The 23032-nt window shown below is 61.4% G+C and carries 32 protein-coding genes; 28 read left to right on the forward strand and 4 right to left on the reverse strand.

Annotation, left to right across the window (positions count from 1 at the left end; all coding sequences use genetic code 11):
* The first annotated feature begins 15 nt into the window (after positions 1-15).
* The 25 genes from rpsS (at position 16) to bfr (ending at position 13201) form a co-directional block, all read left to right on the forward strand.
* Positions 16-291 (forward strand): 30S ribosomal protein S19, encoded by a 276-nt coding sequence (rpsS, locus tag LDJ84_RS03295; protein ID WP_015475324.1) that lies wholly within the window; start codon positions 16-18, stop codon positions 289-291.
* A 12-nt stretch (positions 292-303) separates the two neighbouring features.
* Positions 304-636 carry a 50S ribosomal protein L22 gene (rplV, locus tag LDJ84_RS03300; RefSeq protein ID WP_015475325.1) on the forward strand — a complete coding sequence of 111 codons (333 nt, stop codon included), beginning with the start codon at positions 304-306 and terminating at the stop codon, positions 634-636.
* 13 nt (positions 637-649) lie between these two features.
* Complete coding sequence (gene rpsC, locus LDJ84_RS03305) at positions 650-1336, forward strand: 30S ribosomal protein S3 (RefSeq protein ID WP_024767387.1); 687 nt, start codon at positions 650-652, stop codon at positions 1334-1336.
* A gap of 11 nt (positions 1337-1347) precedes the next feature.
* Positions 1348-1761: a 50S ribosomal protein L16 gene (rplP, locus tag LDJ84_RS03310; protein WP_009617163.1), complete on the forward strand. Its 414-nt coding sequence runs from the start codon at positions 1348-1350 to the stop codon at positions 1759-1761.
* On the forward strand, positions 1761-1952 hold the full coding sequence (gene rpmC, locus LDJ84_RS03315) for a 50S ribosomal protein L29 (protein ID WP_003093720.1): 192 nt from the start codon (positions 1761-1763) through the stop codon (positions 1950-1952). The genes rplP and rpmC overlap by 1 nt, the downstream gene beginning before the upstream one ends.
* 2 nt (positions 1953-1954) lie before the next feature.
* The gene (rpsQ, locus tag LDJ84_RS03320) at positions 1955-2221 is read left to right on the forward strand and encodes a 30S ribosomal protein S17 (protein WP_024767386.1); all 267 of its coding nucleotides are present in this window, start codon (positions 1955-1957) and stop codon (positions 2219-2221) included.
* Between the two features lie 16 nt (positions 2222-2237).
* The gene (gene rplN, locus LDJ84_RS03325) at positions 2238-2606 is read left to right on the forward strand and encodes a 50S ribosomal protein L14 (RefSeq protein WP_017521901.1); all 369 of its coding nucleotides are present in this window, start codon (positions 2238-2240) and stop codon (positions 2604-2606) included.
* A 12-nt stretch (positions 2607-2618) separates the two neighbouring features.
* Positions 2619-2933: a 50S ribosomal protein L24 gene (gene rplX / locus LDJ84_RS03330; protein WP_024767385.1), complete on the forward strand. Its 315-nt coding sequence runs from the start codon at positions 2619-2621 to the stop codon at positions 2931-2933.
* A gap of 19 nt (positions 2934-2952) precedes the next feature.
* A complete protein-coding gene (gene rplE, locus LDJ84_RS03335; RefSeq protein WP_017521899.1) occupies positions 2953-3492 on the forward strand; it encodes a 50S ribosomal protein L5 in 540 nt (179 codons plus the stop codon).
* A gap of 13 nt (positions 3493-3505) precedes the next feature.
* Positions 3506-3811 carry a 30S ribosomal protein S14 gene (gene rpsN, locus LDJ84_RS03340; protein ID WP_024767384.1) on the forward strand — a complete coding sequence of 102 codons (306 nt, stop codon included), beginning with the start codon at positions 3506-3508 and terminating at the stop codon, positions 3809-3811.
* 188 nt (positions 3812-3999) lie between these two features.
* Complete coding sequence (gene rpsH, locus LDJ84_RS03345) at positions 4000-4392, forward strand: 30S ribosomal protein S8 (RefSeq protein WP_015475331.1); 393 nt, start codon at positions 4000-4002, stop codon at positions 4390-4392.
* A gap of 11 nt (positions 4393-4403) precedes the next feature.
* Positions 4404-4937, forward strand: coding sequence for a 50S ribosomal protein L6 (gene rplF, locus LDJ84_RS03350; protein WP_015475332.1), 534 nt, complete (start codon positions 4404-4406; stop codon positions 4935-4937).
* Positions 4938-4947: 10 nt separating this feature from the next.
* A complete protein-coding gene (gene rplR, locus LDJ84_RS03355) occupies positions 4948-5298 on the forward strand; it encodes a 50S ribosomal protein L18 (protein ID WP_017521897.1) in 351 nt (116 codons plus the stop codon).
* A gap of 3 nt (positions 5299-5301) precedes the next feature.
* The gene (gene rpsE / locus LDJ84_RS03360; protein WP_009617173.1) at positions 5302-5802 is read left to right on the forward strand and encodes a 30S ribosomal protein S5; all 501 of its coding nucleotides are present in this window, start codon (positions 5302-5304) and stop codon (positions 5800-5802) included.
* A gap of 2 nt (positions 5803-5804) precedes the next feature.
* On the forward strand, positions 5805-5981 hold the full coding sequence (rpmD, locus tag LDJ84_RS03365; protein ID WP_009617174.1) for a 50S ribosomal protein L30: 177 nt from the start codon (positions 5805-5807) through the stop codon (positions 5979-5981).
* A gap of 3 nt (positions 5982-5984) precedes the next feature.
* The gene (gene rplO / locus LDJ84_RS03370; protein WP_017521896.1) at positions 5985-6419 is read left to right on the forward strand and encodes a 50S ribosomal protein L15; all 435 of its coding nucleotides are present in this window, start codon (positions 5985-5987) and stop codon (positions 6417-6419) included.
* Entirely contained in the window at positions 6420-7751 is a 1332-nt protein-coding gene (gene secY / locus LDJ84_RS03375; protein ID WP_024767080.1) for a preprotein translocase subunit SecY, read from the forward strand.
* 24 nt (positions 7752-7775) lie between these two features.
* Positions 7776-7892 carry a 50S ribosomal protein L36 gene (rpmJ, locus tag LDJ84_RS03380; protein WP_014854209.1) on the forward strand — a complete coding sequence of 39 codons (117 nt, stop codon included), beginning with the start codon at positions 7776-7778 and terminating at the stop codon, positions 7890-7892.
* 130 nt (positions 7893-8022) lie between these two features.
* Positions 8023-8379, forward strand: a complete 357-nt coding sequence (rpsM, locus tag LDJ84_RS03385; protein WP_024767079.1) for a 30S ribosomal protein S13 — start codon at positions 8023-8025, stop codon at positions 8377-8379.
* Between the two features lie 18 nt (positions 8380-8397).
* A complete protein-coding gene (gene rpsK, locus LDJ84_RS03390; RefSeq protein WP_003093689.1) occupies positions 8398-8787 on the forward strand; it encodes a 30S ribosomal protein S11 in 390 nt (129 codons plus the stop codon).
* Between the two features lie 16 nt (positions 8788-8803).
* Positions 8804-9424 (forward strand): 30S ribosomal protein S4, encoded by a 621-nt coding sequence (rpsD, locus tag LDJ84_RS03395; RefSeq protein WP_017521893.1) that lies wholly within the window; start codon positions 8804-8806, stop codon positions 9422-9424.
* A gap of 22 nt (positions 9425-9446) precedes the next feature.
* On the forward strand, positions 9447-10448 hold the full coding sequence (locus LDJ84_RS03400) for a DNA-directed RNA polymerase subunit alpha (protein ID WP_024767078.1): 1002 nt from the start codon (positions 9447-9449) through the stop codon (positions 10446-10448).
* Positions 10449-10491: 43 nt separating this feature from the next.
* On the forward strand, positions 10492-10881 hold the full coding sequence (gene rplQ / locus LDJ84_RS03405) for a 50S ribosomal protein L17 (protein ID WP_015475338.1): 390 nt from the start codon (positions 10492-10494) through the stop codon (positions 10879-10881).
* A 272-nt stretch (positions 10882-11153) separates the two neighbouring features.
* Entirely contained in the window at positions 11154-12602 is a 1449-nt protein-coding gene (katA, locus tag LDJ84_RS03410) for a catalase KatA (protein ID WP_024767077.1), read from the forward strand.
* Positions 12603-12736: 134 nt separating this feature from the next.
* Positions 12737-13201: a bacterioferritin gene (gene bfr, locus LDJ84_RS03415; RefSeq protein WP_024767076.1), complete on the forward strand. Its 465-nt coding sequence runs from the start codon at positions 12737-12739 to the stop codon at positions 13199-13201.
* 93 nt (positions 13202-13294) lie between these two features.
* Here bfr and uvrA read toward each other — a convergent pair whose 3' ends face one another.
* The gene (gene uvrA / locus LDJ84_RS03420) at positions 13295-16129 is read right to left on the reverse strand and encodes an excinuclease ABC subunit UvrA (RefSeq protein ID WP_054906705.1); all 2835 of its coding nucleotides are present in this window, start codon (positions 16127-16129) and stop codon (positions 13295-13297) included.
* A gap of 213 nt (positions 16130-16342) precedes the next feature.
* On the opposite strand from uvrA, the gene LDJ84_RS03425 reads away from it, so the two are divergent.
* From LDJ84_RS03425 to LDJ84_RS03435, 3 genes are all read left to right on the forward strand, one after another.
* Positions 16343-17731, forward strand: a complete 1389-nt coding sequence (locus LDJ84_RS03425) for an MFS transporter (protein ID WP_024767075.1) — start codon at positions 16343-16345, stop codon at positions 17729-17731.
* Between the two features lie 18 nt (positions 17732-17749).
* On the forward strand, positions 17750-18247 hold the full coding sequence (ssb, locus tag LDJ84_RS03430; protein ID WP_017521888.1) for a single-stranded DNA-binding protein: 498 nt from the start codon (positions 17750-17752) through the stop codon (positions 18245-18247).
* A gap of 176 nt (positions 18248-18423) precedes the next feature.
* Positions 18424-18612, forward strand: coding sequence for a hypothetical protein (locus LDJ84_RS03435; RefSeq protein ID WP_024767074.1), 189 nt, complete (start codon positions 18424-18426; stop codon positions 18610-18612).
* Between the two features lie 131 nt (positions 18613-18743).
* On the opposite strand, the gene LDJ84_RS03440 is transcribed toward LDJ84_RS03435, so the two are convergent.
* The 3 genes from LDJ84_RS03440 to LDJ84_RS03450 form a co-directional block, all read right to left on the reverse strand.
* Complete coding sequence (locus LDJ84_RS03440; RefSeq protein WP_226045895.1) at positions 18744-21188, reverse strand: TonB-dependent siderophore receptor; 2445 nt, start codon at positions 21186-21188, stop codon at positions 18744-18746.
* A gap of 303 nt (positions 21189-21491) precedes the next feature.
* Complete coding sequence (locus LDJ84_RS03445; RefSeq protein WP_226045896.1) at positions 21492-22460, reverse strand: FecR domain-containing protein; 969 nt, start codon at positions 22458-22460, stop codon at positions 21492-21494.
* Complete coding sequence (locus tag LDJ84_RS03450) at positions 22457-22954, reverse strand: sigma-70 family RNA polymerase sigma factor (RefSeq protein WP_226045897.1); 498 nt, start codon at positions 22952-22954, stop codon at positions 22457-22459. Before LDJ84_RS03450 ends, LDJ84_RS03445 begins: the two co-directional genes overlap by 4 nt.
* Positions 22955-23032: the final 78 nt, after the last annotated feature.

Raw genomic sequence — 23032 nt, forward strand, 5'->3', positions numbered from 1 at the left:
TAGAGGGATACGACAGTGCCACGTTCTCTGAAAAAAGGTCCTTTTATCGATCTTCACCTGCTGAAGAAGATCGAAGTGGCGGTGGAAAAGAACGACCGCAAGCCGATCAAGACCTGGTCGCGCCGTTCGATGATTCTGCCGCACATGGTTGGTCTGACCATCGCTGTCCACAACGGCCGTCAACACGTGCCGGTCCTGGTCAACGAAGACATGGTCGGTCACAAACTCGGCGAGTTCGCTGCTACCCGCACTTATCGTGGGCACGCTGCGGACAAGAAAGCCAAGCGTTAAGGGGTAAGGAAGATGGAAGTAGCCGCTAAGCTCTCGGGCGCTCGTATCTCCGCCCAGAAAGCCCGCTTGGTCGCCGACCAGATCCGCGGGAAGAAGGTGGGCGATGCGCTCAACCTCCTGGCTTTCAGCAACAAGAAAGCCGCCGAGATCATGAAGAAAGTGCTGGAGTCGGCCGTTGCCAACGCCGAGCACAACGAAGGCGCCGATGTGGACGATCTCAAAGTCTCCACCGTCTTCGTCAACGAAGGTCGTTCGCTCAAGCGCATCATGCCGCGTGCCAAAGGCCGTGCTGATCGCATCGTCAAGCGGTCTTGCCATATCACTGTCAAGGTTGCGGACAAGTAACGGAGTCGATCAGATGGGTCAGAAAGTACATCCCAATGGCATCCGCCTGGGTATCGTCAAGGAGCACACCTCCGTTTGGTACGCAGATAAGCGCACTTACGCCGATTATCTGTTCGCCGACCTGAAGGTACGTGAGTATCTCCAAGACAAACTAAAAAGCGCGTCCGTAAGCCGTATCGATATCCATCGTCCGGCTCAAACCGCACGCATCACCATCCACACCGCTCGTCCCGGCATCGTGATCGGCAAGAAAGGTGAAGATGTTGAGAAGCTGCGTCAGGACCTGACCAAGCAAATGGGTGTGCCGGTGCACATCAACATCGAAGAGATCCGCAAGCCGGAACTCGACGGTATGCTGGTTGCGCAAAGCGTAGCTCAGCAGCTGGAGCGTCGCGTTATGTTCCGTCGCGCCATGAAGCGCGCCGTACAGAACGCCATGCGCATTGGTGCCAAAGGCATCAAGATCCAGGTAAGCGGTCGTCTGGGCGGCGCTGAAATCGCTCGTACCGAGTGGTATCGCGAAGGTCGTGTGCCCCTGCACACCCTGCGTGCCGACATCGACTACGCAACCTACGAAGCGCACACCACCTACGGTGTGATCGGTGTGAAGGTTTGGATCTTCAAAGGCGAGGTCATTGGTGGCCGCCAGGAAGAGCTGAAGCCCCAAGCGCCCGCTCCTCGTAAAAAAGCTGCTAAGTAAGGAGTACGCAAATGCTGCAACCCAAGCGTACGAAGTTCCGCAAGCAAATGACCGGTCACAACCGTGGCCTGGCTCATCGCGGTTCTAAAGTCAGCTTCGGCGAGTTCGCCCTCAAGGCAACCAGCCGTGGCCGTCTCACCGCGCGTCAGATCGAGTCCGCACGTCGTGCGCTGACCCGTCACGTAAAACGTGGCGGCAAGATCTGGATCCGCGTATTCCCCGACAAGCCTGTTACCAAGAAGCCCCTGGAAGTACGTATGGGTAAAGGTAAGGGTGGCGTCGAGTACTGGGTAGCCCAGATTCAACCGGGCAAGGTCCTGTACGAGATCGAGGGTGTATCCGAAGAGCTGGCGCGTGAGGCATTCGCCCTGGCTGCTGCAAAGCTGCCGCTCGCCACCTCCTTTGTTAAGCGGACGGTGATGTGATGAAAGCGAATGAACTTCGTGAAAAATCCGTTGAGCAGCTGAACGAGCAACTGCTCGGCCTGCTGCGCGACCAGTTCAATCTGCGCATGCAGAAAGCAACTGGCCAGTTGGGGCAGTCTCACCTGCTCTCGCAGGTTAAGCGCGATATCGCTCGCGTGAAAACTGTGCTCAACCAGCAAGCAGGTAAGTAATCATGGCTGAAGCTCAGAAAACCGTCCGTACGCTGACTGGCCGCGTCGTCAGCGACAAGATGGACAAGACCGTTACCGTTCTGATCGAGCGTCGCGTCAAGCACCCGATCTACGGCAAATACGTGAAGCGTTCGACCAAACTGCACGCCCACGACGAAACCAATCAGTGCCGCATTGGTGACCTGGTCACCATTCGCGAAACTCGTCCGCTGGCCAAGACCAAGGCCTGGACCCTGGTTGATGTCGTCGAGCGCGCGGTTGAAGTCTAAGGGTCGGAGATAGAAGATGATTCAGACTCAATCCATGCTCGAAGTCGCTGATAACAGCGGCGCGCGTCGCGTAATGTGCATCAAGGTACTCGGCGGTTCGCACCGCCGTTACGCCGGCATTGGCGACATCATCAAGGTCACCGTCAAGGAAGCGATTCCGCGTGGCAAGGTGAAGAAGGGCCAGGTAATGACTGCCGTGGTCGTTCGCACCAAGCACGGCGTACGTCGTACCGACGGTTCCATCATTCGCTTCGACGGCAACGCCGCCGTCCTGCTGAATAACAAGCAGGAGCCGATCGGCACCCGTATCTTCGGGCCGGTGACTCGTGAACTTCGTACCGAGAAGTTCATGAAGATCGTCTCGCTTGCCCCTGAAGTGCTGTAAGGAGTAGCCGTCATGCAAAAAATTCGTCGTGACGACGAAGTCATCGTCATTGCCGGCAAGGACAAGGGCAAGCGTGGCAAGGTGCTCAAGGTTCTGGCTGACGACCGTCTGGTCGTTGGCGGTGTGAACCTGGTCAAGCGCCACACCAAGCCCAACCCCATGCTCAACCAGCAAGGCGGGATCGTCGAGAAGGAGGCGCCTCTGCACGTCTCCAACGTCGCCATCTTCAACGCTGAAACCAACAAGGCTGACCGCGTTGGTTTCAAAGTCGAAGACGGTAAGAAGATTCGTGTCTTCAAGTCGACCCAGAAACCGGTTCAGGCTTGAGGGAGCTAGGTAGATCACCATGGCACGATTGAAAGAAATTTATCGGAAGGAAATCGCTCCCAAGCTGAAGCAAGAGCTTCAGCTGGCGAACGTGATGGAAGTTCCGCGCGTTACCAAAATCACCCTGAACATGGGTCTTGGCGAAGCTGTCGGCGACAAGAAAGTCATCGAGAGCGCCGTAGCCGATCTGGAAAAGATCGCGGGTCAGAAGCCGGTCGTGACTTACGCTCGTAAGTCCATCGCTGGCTTCAAGATTCGTGAAGGCTGGCCGATCGGTGTGAAAGTCACCCTGCGTGGCGATCGCATGTACGAGTTCCTGGACCGTCTGCTGTCGATCTCTCTGCCGCGCGTGCGTGACTTCCGCGGTCTGAATGCCAAGTCCTTCGACGGCCGTGGCAACTACAGCATGGGCGTCAAAGAGCAGATCATCTTCCCGGAAATCGATTACGACAAGATCGATGCCCTCCGCGGTATGGATATCACTCTGACCACTACCGCGCGTTCGGATGATGAAGGTCGTGCCCTGCTGCGCGCCTTCAAATTCCCGTTCCGCAACTGATTGGAGTAGGACCATGGCTAAAGAGAGCATGAAGAACCGTGAGCTGAAGCGTCAGCGCACGGTAGCCAAGTACGCTAAAAAGCGTGCCGAGCTGAAAGCGATCATCGTTAATCCGAGCACCACTGCGGAAGATCGTTGGAATGCCCAGGTCGCCCTGCAGAAGCAACCGCGTGACGCGAGCGCCAGCCGCCTGCGTAACCGTTGCCGTCTGACCGGTCGTCCGCACGGTTACTACCGCAAGTTCGGCTTGAGCCGTAACAAGCTGCGTGAAGCAGCAATGCGCGGTGACGTACCGGGCCTGGTGAAAGCCAGCTGGTAAGTGCTAGACGGAGTCGGCAACGGCTCCGTTGATCGCTTTGCGAAGCAAGCCCCCTCGTGGGGCTTGATTCGTTTTTGAGCGATCTCTAGAATACCCGGCTCCCCTGAGCCCGGGTTTAGATCGTCCGGTGTTTTGAGGGCGAGTTATGAAGTTGAAGGCTTATCTTTTGTATCAGGAGCATTAAGCCCATGAGTATGCAGGACCCGTTAGCAGACATGCTAACTCGCATCCGTAATGCCCAGATGGCTGAGAAGACCGTCGTGAGCATGCCGTCTTCCAAGCTGAAAGCGGCAGTCGCCAAAGTCCTCAAGGACGAAGGTTACATTGCGGATTTCCAAGTCACCGCCGAGGCCAAGCCTCTGCTGTCGATCGAGCTGAAGTACTTCGAAGGCAAGCCTGTCATCGAGGAAGTGAAGCGAATCAGCCGTCCTGGCCTGCGCCAGTACAAATCCGTAGACCAGCTGCCGAAAGTTCGCGGCGGCCTGGGCGTTTCGATCGTCTCCACCAACAAAGGTGTGATGACTGACCGTGCTGCCCGTGCCGCTGGCGTCGGTGGCGAAGTGCTCTGCACTGTGTTCTAAGGGGAATCAGCATGTCTCGCGTTGCTAAGAACCCCGTCATTCTGCCTGCCGGCGTTGAAATCAAGCTGGCTGGTCAGGAACTTTCGATCAAGGGCGCCAAAGGTGCTCTGGAGCTGAAAGTACATCCGTCCGTCGAAGTCATTCAGGACAACGGTGAGCTGCGTTTCGCTGCGCGTAACGGCGACCAGCAGACCCGTGCCATGGCCGGTACCACCCGCGCTCTGGTCAACAACATGGTGATCGGCGTCAGCCAAGGCTTCGAGCGCAAGCTCCAGCTGGTTGGTGTTGGTTACAAAGCGCAGGCCAAAGGCCAAGTGCTGTCCCTGGCTCTCGGCTTCTCCCACCCGGTTGATTACGAACTGCCTGCCGGCATCGTCGCGGAAACCCCCAGCCAGACCGACATCCTGATCAAGGGTATCGACAAGCAGCTGGTTGGCCAGGTTGCCGCGGAAATCCGCGACTTCCGTCCGCCGGAGCCGTACAAAGGCAAGGGCGTGCGTTACGCCGACGAAGTCGTCCTTCGTAAAGAAGCCAAGAAGAAGTAGGGCATAGCAAATGAGCGTCAAGAAAGAAACCCGTCTGCGCCGCGCTCGCAAGGCTCGCCTGAAGATGCGCGAACTGGAAGCCGTACGCCTCTGCGTGTACCGCTCCTCCCAGCACATCTACGCCCAGGTCATTGCAGCCGACGGCGGCAAGGTCCTGGCCAGCGCCTCGACCCTGGACAAGGAACTGCGCGAAGCTGCCACCGGCAACGTCGACGCAGCCAAGAAAGTTGGTCAACTGGTCGCGGAACGCGCCAAGGCTGCCGGCGTCACTCAGGTGGCGTTCGACCGTTCTGGCTTCAAGTACCACGGTCGTATCAAGGCCCTGGCTGATGCCGCTCGTGAAGGCGGTCTGGAGTTCTAAGTTATGGCAAACAACGATCAAAAGCGCGACGAAGGCTACATCGAGAAGCTGGTTCAAGTGAACCGCGTCGCCAAAACCGTAAAAGGTGGCCGTATCTTCGCCTTCACCGCGCTGACCGTGGTTGGCGATGGCAAGGGCCGTGTTGGCTTCGGTCGTGGCAAGGCGCGTGAAGTGCCGGCCGCTATCCAGAAGGCAATGGAAGCTGCTCGCCGCAACATGATCCAGGTTGATCTGAACGGCACCACCCTGCAGTACCCGACCAAGTCCGCCCATGGCGCCTCCAAGGTGTACATGCAGCCGGCTTCCGAAGGTACCGGCATCATCGCCGGCGGCGCCATGCGTGCTGTCCTGGAAGTGGCTGGTGTGCAGAACGTTCTGGCGAAGTGCTACGGCTCCACCAATCCGGTGAACGTGGTCTACGCAACCTTCAAGGGCCTGAAGAACATGCAGTCCCCTGAGTCGGTAGCGGCCAAGCGTGGCAAGAGCGTCGAGGAGATTCTCTAACCATGGCAACTGTCAAAGTTACCCTGATCAAGAGCCTGAACGGCCGTCTGGCCAATCACAAGGCTTGCGTCAAAGGCCTCGGCCTGCGTCGCATTAATCACACTGTCGAAGTTCAGGACACTCCTGAAAACCGCGGCATGATTAACAAGGCTTACTACCTGCTGCGTGTGGAGGGTTAATCCATGCAACTGAACGATCTGCGTTCCGCGCCGGGTGCCCGTCGCGAAAAGCACCGTCCGGGCCGTGGCATCGGTAGCGGTCTGGGCAAGACCGGTGGCCGTGGTCACAAAGGTCAAACCTCCCGCTCCGGTGGCTCCATCGCTCCGGGCTTCGAGGGTGGTCAGCAACCGCTGCACCGTCGTCTGCCGAAGTTCGGCTTCAACTCGCTGAAAGCCATGGATCGCGCAGAAGTGCGCACTTCCGAACTGGCCAAGGTCGAGGGTGATGTCGTTACCGTGCAGGCCCTGAAGGATGCCAACGTGATTAACCAGAACGTACAGCGTGTGAAAGTCATGCTGTCGGGCGACGTTACTCGCGCGGTCACTCTGAAAGGCATCGGCGCCACCAAGGGCGCTCGTGCGGCTATCGAAGCAGCTGGCGGCAAAATCGAGGACTAAATGGCTAAGCAAGGTGCTCTCTCTGCGCTGAGCAACGGTGGTGGTTTGTCCGAGCTCTGGGCACGTCTGCGTTTCCTGTTCCTGGCGATCATCGTCTATCGGATCGGCGCGCACATCCCAGTCCCGGGCATCAACCCCGATCGCTTGGCGGCACTGTTCCGGCAGAACGAGGGGACCATTCTTAGCCTCTTCAACATGTTTTCCGGCGGCGCGCTGGAGCGCATGAGTATTTTTGCACTGGGGATCATGCCGTACATCTCGGCGTCGATCATCATGCAGCTCATGACCGCTATCAGCCCGCAGCTGGAGCAGTTGAAGAAAGAGGGTGAGTCTGGGCGTCGCAAGATCAGCCAGTACACCCGCTACGCGACTCTCGTCCTGGCACTCGTCCAGGCCATTGGCATGTCCATTGGTCTGGGTAGCCAGGGCGTGGCCTTCTCCAACGACTTCGGCTTCTACTTCGTGTCGGTCACCACCTTCGTGGCGGGTGCACTCTTCATGATGTGGCTGGGTGAGCAGATCACCGAGCGGGGTGTCGGCAACGGCATCTCCATGTTGATCTTCTCCGGTATCGTCGCAGGTCTGCCCCGAGCAATCGGTCAGTCCTTCGAGTCCGCGCGTCAAGGTGACATCAACATCTTCGCCCTGATCGCCATCGGCCTGCTGGCCGTGGCCATCATCGCGTTCGTGGTGTTCATCGAGCGGGGTCAGCGTCGTATCGCCGTGCATTACGCCAAGCGCCAGCAAGGTCGCAAGGTGTTTGCCGCCCAGACCAGCCATTTGCCGCTGAAAGTGAACATGGCGGGTGTAATCCCTGCGATTTTCGCCAGCAGCATCCTGCTGTTCCCGGCATCCCTGGGTGCCTGGTTCGGTCAGTCGGAAGGCCTGGGTTGGCTGCAGGACGTCGCGCAAGCGATCGCGCCTGGTCAGCCGCTGAACATTCTGCTGTTTAGTGCAGGGATCGTCTTCTTCTGCTTCTTCTACACAGCGCTGATGTTCAACCCGAAGGACGTGGCGGAAAACCTCAAGAAGTCCGGTGCATTTATTCCGGGTATTCGTCCGGGTGAACAGTCTGCTCGCTACATCGATGGCGTGCTGACCCGTTTGACCATGTTCGGTGCCCTGTACATGACGGCTGTGTGCCTGCTGCCCCAGTTCCTGGTCGTAGCTGCCCACGTTCCGTTCTACCTTGGCGGGACCTCGTTGCTGATCGTGGTCGTGGTTGTGATGGACTTTATGGCCCAAGTACAATCTCACCTCGTTTCTCACCAGTACGAATCCCTCATGAAGAAAGCCAACCTGAAGGGCTATGGCAGCGGTCTGCTGCGCTGACCCGTAAGGTTCGAGGAGTCACTGATGAAAGTTCGTGCATCGGTTAAGAAGCTGTGCCGCAACTGCAAGATCGTCCGTCGCGAAGGCGTCGTTCGTGTGATCTGCAGCGCGGAGCCGCGTCACAAACAGCGCCAAGGCTGAGTGTGATTTACGCGTGATAGCCCGGCAGCTAGTGTGCTGCCGGGTTGATTATTTGTTTTTACAGCGCTAATATCCGCGCCCTTTCTTGGCTCCCTGGGCGCCGGGTAGCTGTCAATTGGAGTTTTTCTGAATGGCCCGTATTGCAGGCGTAAACATTCCGGATAACAAGCACACTGTTATCTCGCTGACCTACATCTATGGTGTTGGTCGCACTACCGCACAGAGCATCTGTGCAGCCACCGGCATCAGCCCGGCTGTAAAGATCAAAGAGCTGAGCGAAGAGCAGATCGATTCGCTGCGTACCGAAGTGGCCAAGCTGACCACTGAAGGTGACCTGCGTCGCGAAATCAACATGAATATCAAGCGTCTGATGGACCTCGGTTGCTACCGCGGTCTGCGTCATCGTCGTGGTCTGCCGGTTCGCGGTCAGCGTACCAAGACCAACGCGCGCACCCGTAAGGGCCCGCGTAAGCCGATCCGCAAGTAATCGCTTAGGAATATAGTCATGGCAAAACCTGCTGCTCGTCCTCGCAAGAAAGTCAAAAAGACGGTGGTTGATGGGATCGCGCACATCCACGCGTCCTTCAACAACACCATCGTTACCATCACTGATCGTCAGGGCAACGCCCTGTCCTGGGCCACTTCCGGTGGTTCGGGTTTCCGTGGCTCGCGTAAGAGCACTCCGTTCGCTGCCCAGGTAGCGGCCGAGCGTGCCGGCCAGGCTGCTCTGGAATACGGTCTGAAGAACCTTGACGTCAACGTCAAAGGCCCGGGCCCGGGTCGCGAGTCGGCTGTTCGTGCGCTGAATGCCTGCGGTTACAAGATCGCCAGCATCACCGACGTAACCCCGATCCCGCATAACGGCTGCCGTCCGCCGAAAAAGCGTCGCGTGTAATAGGAGACAGTGAGAAATGGCTCGTTACATTGGTCCCAAGTGCAAACTGTCCCGCCGCGAAGGCACTGATCTCTTCCTGAAGAGCGGCGTTCGTGCCCTCGACTCGAAGTGCAAGGCAGAACAAGTTCCCGGCCAGCATGGCCAGCGTCGTGGTCGTCTGTCCGACTACGGTCTGCAGCTGCGCGAGAAACAAAAAGTTCGCCGCATCTACGGCGTTCTGGAACGTCAATTCCGTGGCTACTATCAGGAAGCGTCCCGCCGCAAGGGCTCCACGGGTGAAAACCTGCTGCAGCTGCTTGAGTGCCGTCTGGACAACGTCGTCTACCGTATGGGCTTCGGTTCCACTCGCTCCGAATCCCGTCAGCTGGTGTCCCACAAGACCATCAGCGTCAACGGTCAGACCGTAAACGTGCCGTCCTACCAGGTCAAAGCCGGTGATGTCGTTGCTGTTCGCGAGAAATCGAAGAACCAGCTGCGTATCGCCCAAGCTCTGGACCTGTGCGCCCAGCGCGGTCGCGTTGAGTGGGTCGAAGTGGACACCGACAAGAAAGCCGGCACCTTCAAAAGTGTCCCGGCTCGTGCCGATCTGTCCGCCGACATCAACGAAAACCTGATTGTCGAGCTCTACTCCAAGTAAGGGCTAGAAAATAGGTGCATCCATGCAGAGTTCGGTAAATGAGTTCCTGACCCCCCGCCACATCGATGTGCAGGTGGTCAGCCAAACCCGCGCCAAGATCACTCTCGAGCCTCTCGAGCGTGGTTTCGGCCATACCCTGGGCAACGCGCTGCGTCGCATCCTGTTGTCCTCCATGCCTGGCTGTGCGGTAGTCGAGGCCGAGATCGACGGCGTACTCCACGAGTACTCCGCCATCGAAGGTGTGCAGGAAGATGTCATCGAGATCCTGCTCAACCTGAAAGGCCTGGCCATCAAGCTGCACGGCCGTGACGAAGTGACGCTGACCCTGGCGAAAAAGGGCTCGGGTGTGGTGACCGCTGCCGATATTCAGCTGGATCATGATGTCGAGATCGTCAACGGTGACCATGTTATCGCCCACCTGGCCGATAACGGCGCGCTGAACATGAAGCTGAAAGTCGCTCGTGGCCGTGGCTACGAGCCGGCTGATGCCCGCACCAGCGATGAAGACGAAAGCCGCAGCATTGGCCGTCTTCAGCTCGATGCCTCGTTCAGCCCCGTACGTCGTGTTGCCTACGTGGTCGAGAACGCCCGTGTCGAACAGCGTACCAACCTGGACAAGCTGGTCCTCGATCTGGAAACCAACGGCACCCTGGACCCTGAAGAGGCTATCCGTCGCGCCGCTACCATCCTGCAACAGCAGCTGGCAGCGTTCGTGGACCTCAAAGGCGACAGCGAGCCCGTCGTTGAAGAGCAGGAAGACGAGATCGATCCGATCCTGCTGCGTCCGGTCGATGACCTTGAGCTGACCGTCCGTTCGGCCAACTGCCTGAAGGCAGAGAACATCTACTACATCGGTGACCTGATTCAGCGCACCGAAGTAGAGCTGCTCAAAACGCCGAACCTGGGCAAGAAGTCCCTGACCGAAATCAAGGACGTTCTGGCCTCTCGCGGTCTGTCCCTCGGTATGCGCCTCGATAACTGGCCGCCGGCAAGTCTCAAGAAAGACGACAAGGCTACTGCCTGATCGTCGTAGCTACCGAACGTAAAGTTTGGAAAGGAATTGAACCATGCGCCATCGTAAAAGTGGTCGTCACCTGAGCCGCACCAGCGCGCACCGCAAGGCTATGTTCCAGAACATGGCTGTGTCGCTCTTCGAACACGAACTGATCAAAACCACCCTGCCCAAGGCCAAGGAACTGCGTCGCGTTGCCGAGCCGCTGATCACCCTGGCTAAAGTGGATAGCGTTGCCAACCGTCGTCTCGCTTTCGACCGTACCCGTTCGAAAGAAGCCGTAGGCAAGCTGTTCAACGAACTGGGCAAGCGCTACGCCAACCGTCCGGGCGGCTACCTGCGCATCCTGAAGTGCGGCTTCCGCGCCGGCGACAATGCCCCCATGGCATACGTCGAACTGATTGACCGCGCTGTTGGCGGCCAAGCAGTAGAAGCTGCAGAGTAAGGTTTACGCCTTATAAGAAACCGGGCCTTGTGCCCGGTTTTTTATTGCCTGGAGAAAAGTTTTTATCTATTGATAGGCTCTAATCAATAAATTGGCTTATCAAGTCCCTTGTCACCGATCCTTAACGCCGTCGACTTCTACTGCTTGCTGAGCTGGATCAACAGCCGCAATGCCGTTGGAGGCGCTTAATTGTCCGATTGGGATGTCGGGCCGAGCCTTCTGCCTCCGCAGTTTGCCGGCATACAGGCACCCCGCCGTTGAGGAGAGTAACGATGAGTGACAACACCCGTCTGACGACTGCAGCTGGAGCGCCGGTCGCCGATAACCAGAACGTCCAGACCGCCGGCCCGCGGGGCCCGATGCTGCTGCAGGATGTCTGGTTCCTGGAAAAACTGGCGCACTTCGACCGCGAAGTAATCCCTGAGCGTCGCATGCATGCCAAGGGTTCTGCGGCCTACGGTACCTTCACCGTCACCCAGGACATCACCCGCTATACCCGCGCCAAGCTGTTCTCCCAGGTCGGCAAGCAGACTCCCCTGTTCCTGCGCTTTTCCACCGTAGCGGGCGAGCGTGGCGCAGCAGACGCCGAGCGCGATATCCGTGGCTTCGCCCTGAAGTTCTACACCGAGGAAGGCAACTGGGACCTGGTCGGCAACAACACCCCGGTCTTCTACTTCCGCGATCCGCTGAAATTCCCCGACCTGAACCACGTGGTGAAGCGCGATCCGCGCACCAACCTGCGCAACGCCACGCTGAAGTGGGACTTCTTCTCGCACCTGCCCGAAGCCCTGCACCAGTTGACCATCGACTTCAGCGACCGTGGCCTGCCGCGCAGCTACCGTCACGTCCATGGCTTTGGTAGCCACACGTTCAGCTTCATCAATGCCAGCAACGAACGTTTCTGGGTCAAGTTCCACTTCAAGACCCAGCAGGGCATCGAGAACCTGAGCAATGAGGAAGCGGCGAAACTGGTCGGCGCCGACCGCGAGAGCTCCCAGCGCGACCTGTATGACGCCATCGAGCGCGGCGACTTCCCGCGCTGGAAAATGTACGTACAGGTGATGCCGGAGAAGGACGCGGCGACCTACCGCTACAACCCGTTCGACCTGACCAAGGTCTGGCCGCACGGCGACTACCCGCTGATCGAGGTGGGTTACTTCGAGCTCAACCGCAACCCGGCGAACTACTTCGCCGAAGTCGAGCAGTCGGCATTCTCTCCGGCAAACATCGTTCCTGGCATCGGTTTCTCGCCGGACAAGATGCTCCAGGGTCGCCTGTTCTCCTACGGCGATGCACACCGCTATCGCCTGGGCGTGAACCACCACCAGATCCCGGTGAACGCTGCGCGTAACAACCCGCGCATCTATCACCGCGACGGCGCCATGCGGGTGGACGGCAATAACGGTGACATGACCGTCACCTACGAGCCGAACAGCTTCAGCCAATGGCAGGAGCAACCGGATTACTCCGAGCCGCCGCTGACCCTGGAAGGCAGCGCCGACCACTGGAACCACCGTGTGGACGACGATTACTACAGTCAGCCGGCCGCACTGTTCCGTCTGTTTGACGAAGCACAGCGGCAGCGCCTGTACGAGAACATTGCCGGGGACATGGCAGGCGTACCGGAAGCGATCCAGCGTCGTCAGCTCGCGCTGTTCTTCAAGATCGACCCGGCCTACGGCGAAGGCGTCGCCAAGGCGCTGGGCCTGAAGCTCGACTAAGCTGAAACCGTTCTACCAGCCGCCCTCTTCGGAGGGCGGTTGCGTTTGTGGGGCATCGCGGACTTGACCCCGGTCATGGCCAGTCGCGACCATAGCGCCGTTTAATTCGCTGTCACGTCCCAGGGAGAAGGCTGATGCAAGGCCACGCCGAGGTTATCGATTATCTCAACACGCTGCTGACCGGTGAGCTGGCCGCTCGCGACCAGTATTTCATCCACTCGCGCATGTACGAGGATTGGGGCTTCAGCAAGCTCTACGAGCGCCTCAACCACGAGATGGAAGAGGAAACTCAGCACGCCGATGCGTTGCTGCGTCGCATCCTCCTGCTCGAAGGCACCCCGCGCATGCGCCCGGACGACATTCACCCGGGCAAGACTGTGCCGGAAATGCTGGAAGCCGACCTGAAGCTGGAGCGCCATGTGCGCGCTGCGCTGGCTAAGGGCATTGCACTGTGCGAGAAGCACAAGGACTTCGTCACCCGCGATATCCTGCGCGTGCAGTTGACCGATACCGAGGAAGATCACGCCTACTGGCTGGAGCAGCAACTCGGCCTGATCGCCAAGATGGGCCTGGAGAACTACCTGCAGTCGCAGCTCTGATTCAGGCGCGCGGGTAACATCCGCGCCCGCAATGGCCCAAGAAAAAGCCCCTGCGCCGATTGGCGACAGGGGCTTTTTTCATGTCGGTGCGGATCAGGCCCGATCACGCTCCAGCAGCGGCTTGAGGAAGTGCCCGGTGTGCGAGACCGCCAGCTCCGCAACCTGCTCCGGCGTGCCGGTGGCGATGATCTGGCCGCCCTTGGAGCCGCCCTCGGGGCCGAGGTCGACCAGCCAGTCGGCGGTCTTGATCACGTCCAGGTTGTGCTCGATCACCACCACGGTGTTGCCGTGGTCGCGCAGGCGATGCAGCACGTCCAGCAGTTGCTGGATATCCGCGAAGTGCAGGCCGGTGGTCGGCTCGTCGAGTATGTACAGCGTCTTGCCGGTATCGCGTTTAGACAGCTCGCGGGACAGCTTGACCCGCTGTGCCTCGCCGCCGGACAAGGTGGTCGCACTCTGCCCCAGCTTGATGTACGACAGGCCGACGTCCATCAGCGTCTGCAGCTTGCGGGCGATGGCGGGGACGGCGTCGAAGAACGCGCGGGCGTCCTCGATGGTCATGTCCAGCACCTCGGTGATGCTCTTGCCCTTGTAGCGGACTTCCAGCGTCTCGCGGTTGTAGCGCTTGCCCTTGCAGACGTCGCAGGGGACGTAGATATCGGGCAGGAAGTGCATCTCCACCTTGATCACGCCGTCGCCCTGGCAGGCCTCGCAGCGGCCCCCTTTGACGTTGAACGAGAAACGCCCCGGCCCATAGCCGCGCGAGCGGGCTTCCGGCACGCCGGCGAACAGCTCGCGGATCGGCGTGAACAGCCCGGTGTAGGTCGCCGGGTTGGAGCGCGGGGTGCGGCCGATCGGGCTCTGGTCGATGTCCACCACCTTGTCCAGGTGCTGCAGACCGTCGAACGAGTCGTAGGGCGCCACTTCCAGGGTGGTGGCGCCGTTGAGCGCGGTGGCGGTGATCGGGAACAGGGTGTTGTTGATCAGCGTCGACTTGCCCGAGCCGGAAACGCCGGTGATGCAGGTGAACAGGCCGACCGGGATTTCCAGGTTGACGTTCTGCAGGTTGTTGCCGCGCGCGCCCTTGAGCTTGAGCAACTGCTTCTTGTTGCGCGGGGTGCGTTCTGCGGGCACGACGATCTTGGTGCGGCCGGACAGATAGGCGCCGGTGACGGAGTCCGGATGGTCCATGACCTGCTGCGGTGTGCCCTCGGCGACGATCTGCCCGCCGTGTACGCCGGCACCCGGGCCGATGTCCACGACATAGTCGGCGAGGCGGATGGCGTCCTCGTCGTGCTCGACCACGATCACCGTGTTGCCCAGGTTGCGCAGGTGGGTGAGGGTGCCCAGCAGGCGCTCGTTGTCGCGCTGGTGCAGGCCGATGGAAGGTTCGTCGAGGATGTACATGACGCCCACCAGGCCGGCGCCGATCTGGCTGGCCAGGCGGATGCGCTGGGCCTCGCCGCCGGAGAGGGTGTCGGCGCTGCGGTCCAGGGTCAGGTAGTCGAGGCCGACGTTGACCAGGAACTGCAGGCGCTCGCGGATCTCCTTGAGAATCTTCGAGGCAATCTCGCCACGGCGACCGGTCAGGGTCAGGCTCTCTGCGTATTCACAGGCGGTGCCCACCGGCATCGAGGTGATCGCTGGCAGCGTCTTGTCGCCGACCCACACGTGGCGTGCTTCGCGGCGCAGGCGAGTGCCGTGGCAGTCCGGGCAGGGCTGGGTGCTGAGGAACTTGGCCAGTTCCTCGCGCACGGTGGCCGACTCGGTCTCGCGGTAGCGACGTTCCAGGTTCGGCAGGATGCCTTCGAATGGGTGCGCGCGCTTGACGATGTCGCCGCGGTCGTTGAGGTAGCGGAATTCGACGTTCTCGCGGCCCGAACCATTGAGGATGAACTTCTGGTGGTCCGGGTCGAGATCCTGGAAGGGCTCTTCCAGGCTGAAACCGAAGTGCCCGGCCAGGGAACCGAGCATCTGGAAGTAGTAGACGTTGCGCCGGTCCCAGCCGCGGATCGCGCCTTCGGCCAGGGTCAGTTCACCATTGACCACACGCCGCGCGTCGAAGAACTGCTTCACGCCCAGGCCATCGCAGGTCGGGCAGGCGCCGGCCGGGTTGTTGAAGGAGAACAGCTTGGGTTCCAGCTCGCTGATGGAGTGGCCGCAGATCGGGCAGGCGAAGCGGGCGGAGAAGATCATCTCTTCGCCTTCTTCATCATCCATCGGTGCGACTAGCGCGATGCCATCGGCCAGGTTGATCGCCGTCTCGAAGGACTCGGCCAGGCGCTGCTGCAAATCACCGCGTACCTTGAAGCGGTCGACCACGATGTCGATGGAGTGCTTGAGCTTCTTGTCCAGCTTCGGCACTTCGTCCAGCTCGTAGAGCTTGCCGTCGACGCGGGCGCGGACGAAACCCTGGGCACGCATCTCGTCGAACACCGCCAGGTGCTCGCCCTTGCGTTCGCGGATCACCGGTGCCAGCAACATCAGCTTGCGGCCTTCGGGCAGCGCCAGTACCTGGTCGACCATCTGGCTGACGGTCTGCGCTTCCAGCGGAATGTCATGGTCCGGGCAGCGCGGAATACCCACGCGCGCATAGAGCAGGCGCAGGTAGTCGTAGATCTCGGTGATGGTGCCGACGGTGGAGCGCGGGTTGTGGGAGGTGGACTTCTGCTCGATGGAGATCGCCGGCGACAGGCCTTCGATGGTGTCGACGTCGGGCTTTTCCATCATCGAGAGGAACTGCCGGGCATAGGCAGACAGGGATTCCACGTAACGGCGCTGGCCCTCGGCGTAGAGCGTGTCGAAAGCCAGGGAAGACTTGCCGGAACCGGACAGGCCGGTGATCACGATCAACTTGTCGCGCGGCAGGGTCAGGTCGATGTTCTTCAGGTTGTGGGTACGTGCCCCACGGATGAGGATCTTGTCCACTACGGCCTCGCTTGGCGGGCGAAAACAAATGAGTATACGGGGCGGGGTCGGCACGCGGCAAAGTGGCGCGTGTGTTCGCTTGGACTCCGGGGCTGCTAGAATGCGCGGCTATTTTTCGGCGTTGGCGACAACCGGCCCTGCAAGGCCTGGGTGGCGCGGCGCCACGGGGGCAATTCAGCGCACTCCCGTTTTTCGTCTTTCCATGAGGGGCCTATGCACGATTCCCACACTGAGCGCATGAGTGGCACCGAAACCCGCGCGGCCGCCGGCCTGTCCCTGGTCTTCGCGTTCCGCATGCTCGGCATGTTCATGGTCCTGCCGGTGCTCGCCACCTATGGCCAGGACCTGGCCGGCGCCACCCCGGCACTGATCGGCCTGGCCATCGGCGCCTACGGCCTGACCCAGGCGATCCTGCAGATCCCGCTGGGCACCTTGTCCGACCGCATCGGCCGCCGGCCGATCATCATCGTCGGCCTGCTGGTGTTCGCCGCCGGCGCCGCGCTGGCGGCCAACGCCGATTCCATCTGGGGCATCATCGCCGGCCGCGTCCTGCAGGGTGCCGGGGCGATTTCCGCGGCGGTGATGGCGATGCTTTCCGACCTCACCCGCGAGCAGCACCGCACCAAGGCCATGGCCATGATCGGCATGAGCATCGGCGTGTCCTTCGCCGTGGCGATGGTTGCCGGCCCCGTGCTGACCCACTGGTTCGGCCTGCACGGGCTGTTCTGGTTCACCGCCGGCATGGCCCTGGTGGGCATGCTGATCATCCTGTTCTTCGTGCCAACGCCTGACCACCGCATGCAGCATCGCGAGTCGAGCGTGGCCAAGCAGTCGCTGCTGCCGACCCTGAAGAACGGCGAACTGCTGCGCCTGGACGCCGGCATCCTGGTGCTGCACGCGATCCTCATGGCCAGCTTCGTCGCGCTGCCGCTGGCACTGGTCGAGCGCGCCGGACTGCCCAAGGAAGAACACTGGTGGGTCTACCTGACCGCGCTGCTGGTGGGCTTCTTCGGCATGGTGCCGTTCATCATCTACGCCGAGAAGAAGCGCCAGATGAAGCGCGTACTGGCCGGCGCCGTGGCAACCCTGATGCTCTGCGAACTGTTCTTCTGGGAGTTCGGCAACAGCCTCAAGGAACTGGTGTTCGGCATCATCGTCTACTTCACCGCGTTCAACCTGCTGGAGGCCTCGCTGCCCTCGCTGGTGAGCAAGGTGTCGCCGGCCGGTGGCAAGGGCACGGCGATGGGCGTGTACTCCACCAGCCAGTTCCTCGGCGCCGCCGTGGGCGGCATCCTCGGCGGCTGGATGTACCAGCACGGCGGGCTCGACGGGGTGTTCATCGGCTGCGCGGTGCTGGCTGCCCTCTGGCTGGCGATTGCTGTTACCATGCGCGAACCGCCTTATGTAACGAGTATTCGCCTGCCTTTGTCCGACGAGGCCCTGCGCGATGCTTCGTTGGCTGAGCGTTTCAAGGCATTGCCCGGTGTGAGCGATGTGATGGTGGTCGCTGAAGAAGCGGCCGCTTATGTCAAAGTGGATTCCCAACAAGTGGATCGCACGTCCCTCGAGCGCCTCGCCGGTGCCGAGCAGGCGACGTGCTGAAGCCTTTAGGAGAGCGTCATGGCCCGTGGGGTTAACAAAGTCATTCTGGTAGGTAACGTCGGTGGCGATCCGGAAACCCGTTACATGCCCAACGGCAACGCGGTGACCAACGTCACCCTGGCCACCAGCGAGAGCTGGAAGGACAAGCAGACCGGCCAGCAGCAGGAGCGTACCGAGTGGCACCGCGTGGTGTTCTTCGGTCGCCTGGCGGAGATCGTCGCCGAGTACGTGCGCAAGGGCTCGCAGATCTACGTCGAAGGCAGCCTGCGCACTCGCAAGTGGCAGGGCCAGGACGGTCAGGACAAGTACACCACCGAGATCGTGGTCGACATCAACGGCAACATGCAGCTGCTCGGCGGCCGTCCGGGCGCCGGTGGTGACGATGCTCCGCGCGCTCCCCGCGAGCCGCAGCAGCGTCCGCAGCAGGCCCAGCGTCCTGCGCCGCAGCAGCAGTCCCAGCCCGCGCCGCAACCGGCTCCGGACTACGACAGCTTCGACGACGATATTCCGTTCTGATCCGAACGATTCGTCTCCCAAGAGCGCAGCCTTCGAGCTGCGCTTTTGCGTTTCTGGGACGCTCGTTTTGGCGAATGTTCGTAAAAGTCTTTCTCGGTGGCGACTATTTAATTAGCTAGCTAACTGAATGATTCTGGAGCTGCCTTGATGTACGGCAAAACCGGAGAAGAAAAGACATGAGCATTACAGTGACCGAGCGTGACGACGACCATAAATCCCGCGAGTTCCGCGCCCATGGAGGGCGTTGCTGGGATGTGTACCAGGAAGGCCTGCTGGTCGGCATCTTCCACAGCGAGAGCGAGGCGCAAGCCTATCGCGTCGCCCTGGAGTTGGAGACGCGCTACCGCCACGCGGCAGAGTTCTAGAAAGCAAAAAGCCCCGTGGCGACGGCCGCGCCACGGGGCGTGTGAGTCCTGAATCCCTACAAAAAACATCCGCGTGCGCAGGCAATGCGGAGGTTCTGGGGAAACCGCCCGGCGAACCGGGCGGCAGGCGATCAGAACTGGTAGTTCACCGTCGCGGTGACGTTGCGCTTCTCGCCGAAGTAGCAGAAGTCCAGGCTGTAGCAGGACGCGACGTAATCCTTGTCCAGCAGGTTGTTGGCGTTGAGGCTGACATCCAGGCCCTTCAGGCCGACGCGGGAAAGGTCGTAGCCGATGCGCGCATCCAGCAGGGTGTAGTCCGGCACGCGCAGGGTGTTTTCCTTGTCCGCCCAGGTCTCGCCGACGTAGCGGGCGCCGCCGCCGAGGCTCAGGCCATCCAGCGGGCCGGCGTTGAAGCCGTAGTCGGCCCACAGCGAGGCCATGTGCTTGGGCGCCTGGTTCGGGGTGTGGCCCTGGTTGCCGTCCAGCGACTTGGTGTAGGTGATGTCGGTGTAGGTGTAGCTGCCGAGCAGCTTGAGGTTGTCGGTGACCTGGGTGTGGGCTTCCAGCTCGAAGCCCTGGGAACGCACTTCGCCCACGGAGGTGTAGAAGTTGTCCTGCGGCTCCTTCGACGCGACGTTCTCCTGGGTGATGTGGAAGACCGATGCGGTGTACAGGCTGCGGCTGCCCTCGGGCTGGAACTTCAGGCCGGCTTCCCACTGCTTGCCCTCGGTCGGTTCCAGCGGTGTACCGGACTGGTCGGAGTAGGCGTTGGGGTTGAACGACTCGGAGTAGCTGATGTACGGCGCGATACCGTTGTCGAACAGGTACAGCGCGCCGAGGCGGCCGGTGAACTTCTTCCAGTCGTCGTCGGCCTTGCTGCCGGTGCTGCGATTCTTGTCCTCGACGGTCACCCAGTCCTCCCGCATGCCCAGCGAGAAGCGCCAGTTGTCGATGTCGATCAGGTCCTGCAGGTAGACGCCGGTCTGCTCGAGGCGACGGGTATGGTTGTCGTCGGGGTAGTAGCTGATGGCGTCGTTGCCGTAGTGCGGGTGGAAGGCGTCCAGCGGTTGCGCCGAGCCCGAGCGCCAGTCCACGGTGGTGCGACGCTTCTGGTAGTCCAGGCCCATCAGCAGGGTGTGCTTGGCGGCGCCGGTGTTGAACTCGGCCTGGGCCATGTTATCGATGATGTACGCCTGCAGGTGCTCGCTGGCGCCGGAGAAGTAGCGGTTCAGGGTGTTCTCGTCAGGCGCTGTCCAGCCGTACGCATAGACCTGGGAGAGGTCGACGTCGGAGTCCAGGTAGCGGAAGTTCTGCCGCGCGGTCCAGACGTCGTCGAAGCGGTGCTCCAGCTGGTAGCCGAACATGCGCTGCGTGCGGTCGAAGTCGTCCTTGCTCGGCTCGCCGTCGAAGAATTCGCGGGAGATCTTCTGGCCATTGTGGTGGAACAGCGCGCCATCCGCCGGCACGCCGCCGTGGTAGCCGCCGTTCGGGTCGTGCTGCAGGTAGCCCTGCAGGGTCAGCGTGGTGGCGTCGGTGAAGTCGATGGCCAGGGTCGGGGCGATGGCATAGCGCTCTTCCTTGACGTGGTCGAACTGGGTGTCCGAACCCTTGCCCAGGCCGACCAGGCGGTAGGCGATGCGCTTCTCCTCATCCAGCGGGCCGCTGAAGTCGAAGCCCATTTCCTTCTGGCCCATGTTGCCGACGGTGCCGGTGATCTGGTGGTAATCCTCGTACAGCGGCTTCTTGCTGGTCAGCGCCACCAGCCCGCCCGGAAGACTGCGGCCGTAAAGCACCGAGGACGGGCCCTTGAGCACATCGATGCGCTCAAGGAAGTACGGGTCGATCTGCATCGAGCTGAAGGTGCCGCTGTCGCCCATGGCCTTCAGGCCGTCGAGGTAGATGTTGTCGACGCTGTTGTCGGCGAAGCCGCGCATGACGATGTAGTCGTAGCGGTTCGAGGCGCCGACCTGGCCGGTGAAGATACCGGGGGTGTAGCGGATCGCCTGCTGCACGGTCTTCGACGCGGTGTCGTCGATCTGCTCGCGGGTGATCACCGAGACGCTCTGGCTGGTTTCCAGCAGGGACTTGGAGGTCTTGGTAGCGATCTGGCTGTGGGTCGCCAGGTAGCCGTCTTCCTCGCCCAGTGCGTTGCCCAGGGCGAATACGTCGCTGGACGGCATGGCCAGCACGTCGGTCGGTGCGGCCGGGCGCAGCACGTAGTTGCCGTTGCCCTGGTCCACGGCCTCCAGCGGAGTGTCCGCCAGCAGGCGCCCGAGGCCCTGGTCCACCGAGTAGGTGCCGTTCAGCCCCGCCGAATTCAGCCCGCGTGTCTGCTCCGGGGTTGCCGACAGGGTGATCCGCGCTTCGCGGGCGAAGGCGTTCAGTACCTCGCCCAGCGGGCCGGCCGGGATGGCATAGGCGCGGCTGCTGGTGATGGCGGCGCCGTCCGCGGCGAAGGCGGTCAGCGGCAGGCTGGCGCCGAGACTGGCGCACAGCAGCGCGCCACGCACGGCATGGGCCAGGCGGCTGGCGCGGGGCAGGGCGGGGGAGGAGGTCGGGGCGTGGACGGCTCGCATGGAGGGGCTTCCGTGGACAGGGGAATGATCGGGTTATTCCTCCTTGCCGACCGAGGCGGCGAAACCCGACAAAAATAATTCTCGATTGCGAAGAAATATTATTTTGCGGCGACCTTATCGGTGGCTTGGTTTGAGGCTCGGGCAAGGTCCCCTCTTCCTGAAGGGAGAGGGGACTGATTGGAGTGGGGTGATACGCCTTTGCTCGCCGGTGGGCGCAGTTCTTTCCGTTCGCACGGATAACTCCCTCTCCCTTCAGGGAGAGGGCGGGGGAGAGAGTGTTGGGCCGAGCGCCGATCTTCTCATTCAGCCCCGCGCACTCACCGTCACCCACCAGTCCGTGCGCTTCTCCACCCGCACCGGCAGCGTCTGCGGCAGCAGGGCCAGCAGTTGATTGGTATCGTCCAGGCGGAATACGCCGGAGAGCCGCAAGTCGGCCACGCTTTCGTCGCAGTGCAGGTGGCCATGGCGATAGCGGCCGATCTCGGCGAGGAAGTCGGCCAGGCGCATGTCGCGGGTAACGATCAGCCCATCGGCCCAGGCGGCGCTGTCCATGTTGCTGCGTTCGGCCAGGAGGGCGCTGTCGCCGTTGATCTCGAAGGTCTGTCCGGGCCCGGCGATGGCAGTGGTCTGACCGCGCACGCGCGGAGCGATGGCCACCGAGCCTGCCTCGACGCTCAGGCGTGTGCTGCGCTCGTCCTGGCGCAGGACAAACCGCGTACCCAGCGCCTCGAACAGACCATCCCGGTTGCTCAACCGCAGTGGGCGTGAGGCGTCCTTGGCCGTGCTCAGCAGGATCTCGCCACGCTCCAGAAGCAGCAGGCGCTGGTTCGTATCGAAGCGCACATTCACCGCGCTGTCGGTGTTCAGTTGCAGCACGCTGCCATCGGCCAGGGTGAAGCGCTGGCGCTCGCCGACGGTTGTGCTGAAGTCCGCCATCCAGCGTTGCCAGGGCGCGACCTCGCGGGCCAGCCACAGCGCGGAGGCGCCGACGGCGAAGGTCGACAGCAGCTTGAGCGCCTGGCGCCGCTGCAGTCGCTGAGTGGAGCTTTCCAGGGTTTCCAGCGCCACCCGAGCACCGGGCACTGCCTGGTAGCTGGCCGCCAGTTCACTGTTCAGCGCCTGCACACGCAGCCAAGCGGTTTCGTGTTCGGGATTGGCCTGGCGCCAGTGTTCGCAGGCGTTGCGCAGTTCGGCATCGGCATTTCCGTTCAGCCGCAGGGTCCACTGGATCGCCTGCTTCACCACCCGTGGATCGGGTGTGGCGCCATTCATTCGGCGTACCGCAGTTGGTAGCAGTGGAACAGCGCCTCGGCGACGTAGCGCTCCACCGAGCGCACGGAAACGCCCAGTTCCTCGGCGATCTGCGCATGCGGCATGCCTTCGCACTGGGCCAGCAGGAAGGCGCTGCGCACCTTGGGCTTGAGCCCATCGAGCAGGCGGGCGATGTTTTCCAGCAGTTGCAGGATGCTGTGCTGGGCCTCCGCCGAGGGGACTTGTGCCTCGGGCAGGTGCGCGACTGATTCGAGGTAGGCGCGCGCCAGTTCCTCGCGGCGCCAGTGATCGATCACCAGGCCTCGGGCCACGGTCCGAAGGAAGGCGCGCGGAGTGCGCAGCTCACTGCGCTCGGGCCGCAACAGCACGCGCACGAAGGTGTCCTGCGCCAGGTCAGCGGCATCGGCGGCATTGCCCAGCCGGCCGCGCAACCAGTTGTGCAGCCAGCCGTGATGGTCGCTGTAGAGCGACTGGACGTCGTAGGTGGAAGACATGGGCGCGCAAAACTGCAAATGATAATTTATCGCATTTTCAACAAGGCGATGGCCATTTGCAAGATATGTCTGAGGCTC

It is taken from the genome of Pseudomonas sp. HS-18 (assembly GCF_020401845.1).
GTDB classification, from domain to species: domain Bacteria; phylum Pseudomonadota; class Gammaproteobacteria; order Pseudomonadales; family Pseudomonadaceae; genus Pseudomonas; species Pseudomonas nitroreducens.

What these genes read in the sequence shown, in the direction of transcription:
- rplV (WP_015475325.1), top strand. Translation starts at nt 304, where the DNA reads ATGGAAGTAGCCGCTAAGCTCTCGGGCGCTCGTATCTCCGCCCAGAAA.
- rpsC (WP_024767387.1), top strand. Translation starts at nt 650, where the DNA reads ATGGGTCAGAAAGTACATCCCAATGGCATCCGCCTGGGTATCGTCAAG.
- rplP (WP_009617163.1), top strand. Translation starts at nt 1,348, where the DNA reads ATGCTGCAACCCAAGCGTACGAAGTTCCGCAAGCAAATGACCGGTCAC.
- rpmC (WP_003093720.1), top strand. Translation starts at nt 1,761, where the DNA reads ATGAAAGCGAATGAACTTCGTGAAAAATCCGTTGAGCAGCTGAACGAG.
- rpsQ (WP_024767386.1), top strand. Translation starts at nt 1,955, where the DNA reads ATGGCTGAAGCTCAGAAAACCGTCCGTACGCTGACTGGCCGCGTCGTC.
- rplN (WP_017521901.1), top strand. Translation starts at nt 2,238, where the DNA reads ATGATTCAGACTCAATCCATGCTCGAAGTCGCTGATAACAGCGGCGCG.
- rplX (WP_024767385.1), top strand. Translation starts at nt 2,619, where the DNA reads ATGCAAAAAATTCGTCGTGACGACGAAGTCATCGTCATTGCCGGCAAG.
- rplE (WP_017521899.1), top strand. Translation starts at nt 2,953, where the DNA reads ATGGCACGATTGAAAGAAATTTATCGGAAGGAAATCGCTCCCAAGCTG.
- rpsN (WP_024767384.1), top strand. Translation starts at nt 3,506, where the DNA reads ATGGCTAAAGAGAGCATGAAGAACCGTGAGCTGAAGCGTCAGCGCACG.
- rpsH (WP_015475331.1), top strand. Translation starts at nt 4,000, where the DNA reads ATGAGTATGCAGGACCCGTTAGCAGACATGCTAACTCGCATCCGTAAT.
- rplF (WP_015475332.1), top strand. Translation starts at nt 4,404, where the DNA reads ATGTCTCGCGTTGCTAAGAACCCCGTCATTCTGCCTGCCGGCGTTGAA.
- rplR (WP_017521897.1), top strand. Translation starts at nt 4,948, where the DNA reads ATGAGCGTCAAGAAAGAAACCCGTCTGCGCCGCGCTCGCAAGGCTCGC.
- rpsE (WP_009617173.1), top strand. Translation starts at nt 5,302, where the DNA reads ATGGCAAACAACGATCAAAAGCGCGACGAAGGCTACATCGAGAAGCTG.
- rpmD (WP_009617174.1), top strand. Translation starts at nt 5,805, where the DNA reads ATGGCAACTGTCAAAGTTACCCTGATCAAGAGCCTGAACGGCCGTCTG.
- rplO (WP_017521896.1), top strand. Translation starts at nt 5,985, where the DNA reads ATGCAACTGAACGATCTGCGTTCCGCGCCGGGTGCCCGTCGCGAAAAG.
- secY (WP_024767080.1), top strand. Translation starts at nt 6,420, where the DNA reads ATGGCTAAGCAAGGTGCTCTCTCTGCGCTGAGCAACGGTGGTGGTTTG.
- rpmJ (WP_014854209.1), top strand. Translation starts at nt 7,776, where the DNA reads ATGAAAGTTCGTGCATCGGTTAAGAAGCTGTGCCGCAACTGCAAGATC.
- rpsM (WP_024767079.1), top strand. Translation starts at nt 8,023, where the DNA reads ATGGCCCGTATTGCAGGCGTAAACATTCCGGATAACAAGCACACTGTT.
- rpsK (WP_003093689.1), top strand. Translation starts at nt 8,398, where the DNA reads ATGGCAAAACCTGCTGCTCGTCCTCGCAAGAAAGTCAAAAAGACGGTG.
- rpsD (WP_017521893.1), top strand. Translation starts at nt 8,804, where the DNA reads ATGGCTCGTTACATTGGTCCCAAGTGCAAACTGTCCCGCCGCGAAGGC.
- LDJ84_RS03400 (WP_024767078.1), top strand. Translation starts at nt 9,447, where the DNA reads ATGCAGAGTTCGGTAAATGAGTTCCTGACCCCCCGCCACATCGATGTG.
- rplQ (WP_015475338.1), top strand. Translation starts at nt 10,492, where the DNA reads ATGCGCCATCGTAAAAGTGGTCGTCACCTGAGCCGCACCAGCGCGCAC.
- katA (WP_024767077.1), top strand. Translation starts at nt 11,154, where the DNA reads ATGAGTGACAACACCCGTCTGACGACTGCAGCTGGAGCGCCGGTCGCC.
- bfr (WP_024767076.1), top strand. Translation starts at nt 12,737, where the DNA reads ATGCAAGGCCACGCCGAGGTTATCGATTATCTCAACACGCTGCTGACC.
- LDJ84_RS03425 (WP_024767075.1), top strand. Translation starts at nt 16,343, where the DNA reads ATGCACGATTCCCACACTGAGCGCATGAGTGGCACCGAAACCCGCGCG.
- ssb (WP_017521888.1), top strand. Translation starts at nt 17,750, where the DNA reads ATGGCCCGTGGGGTTAACAAAGTCATTCTGGTAGGTAACGTCGGTGGC.
- LDJ84_RS03435 (WP_024767074.1), top strand. Translation starts at nt 18,424, where the DNA reads ATGAGCATTACAGTGACCGAGCGTGACGACGACCATAAATCCCGCGAG.
- LDJ84_RS03440 (WP_226045895.1), bottom strand. Translation starts at nt 21,188, where the DNA reads ATGCGAGCCGTCCACGCCCCGACCTCCTCCCCCGCCCTGCCCCGCGCC.
- LDJ84_RS03445 (WP_226045896.1), bottom strand. Translation starts at nt 22,460, where the DNA reads ATGAATGGCGCCACACCCGATCCACGGGTGGTGAAGCAGGCGATCCAG.
- LDJ84_RS03450 (WP_226045897.1), bottom strand. Translation starts at nt 22,954, where the DNA reads ATGTCTTCCACCTACGACGTCCAGTCGCTCTACAGCGACCATCACGGC.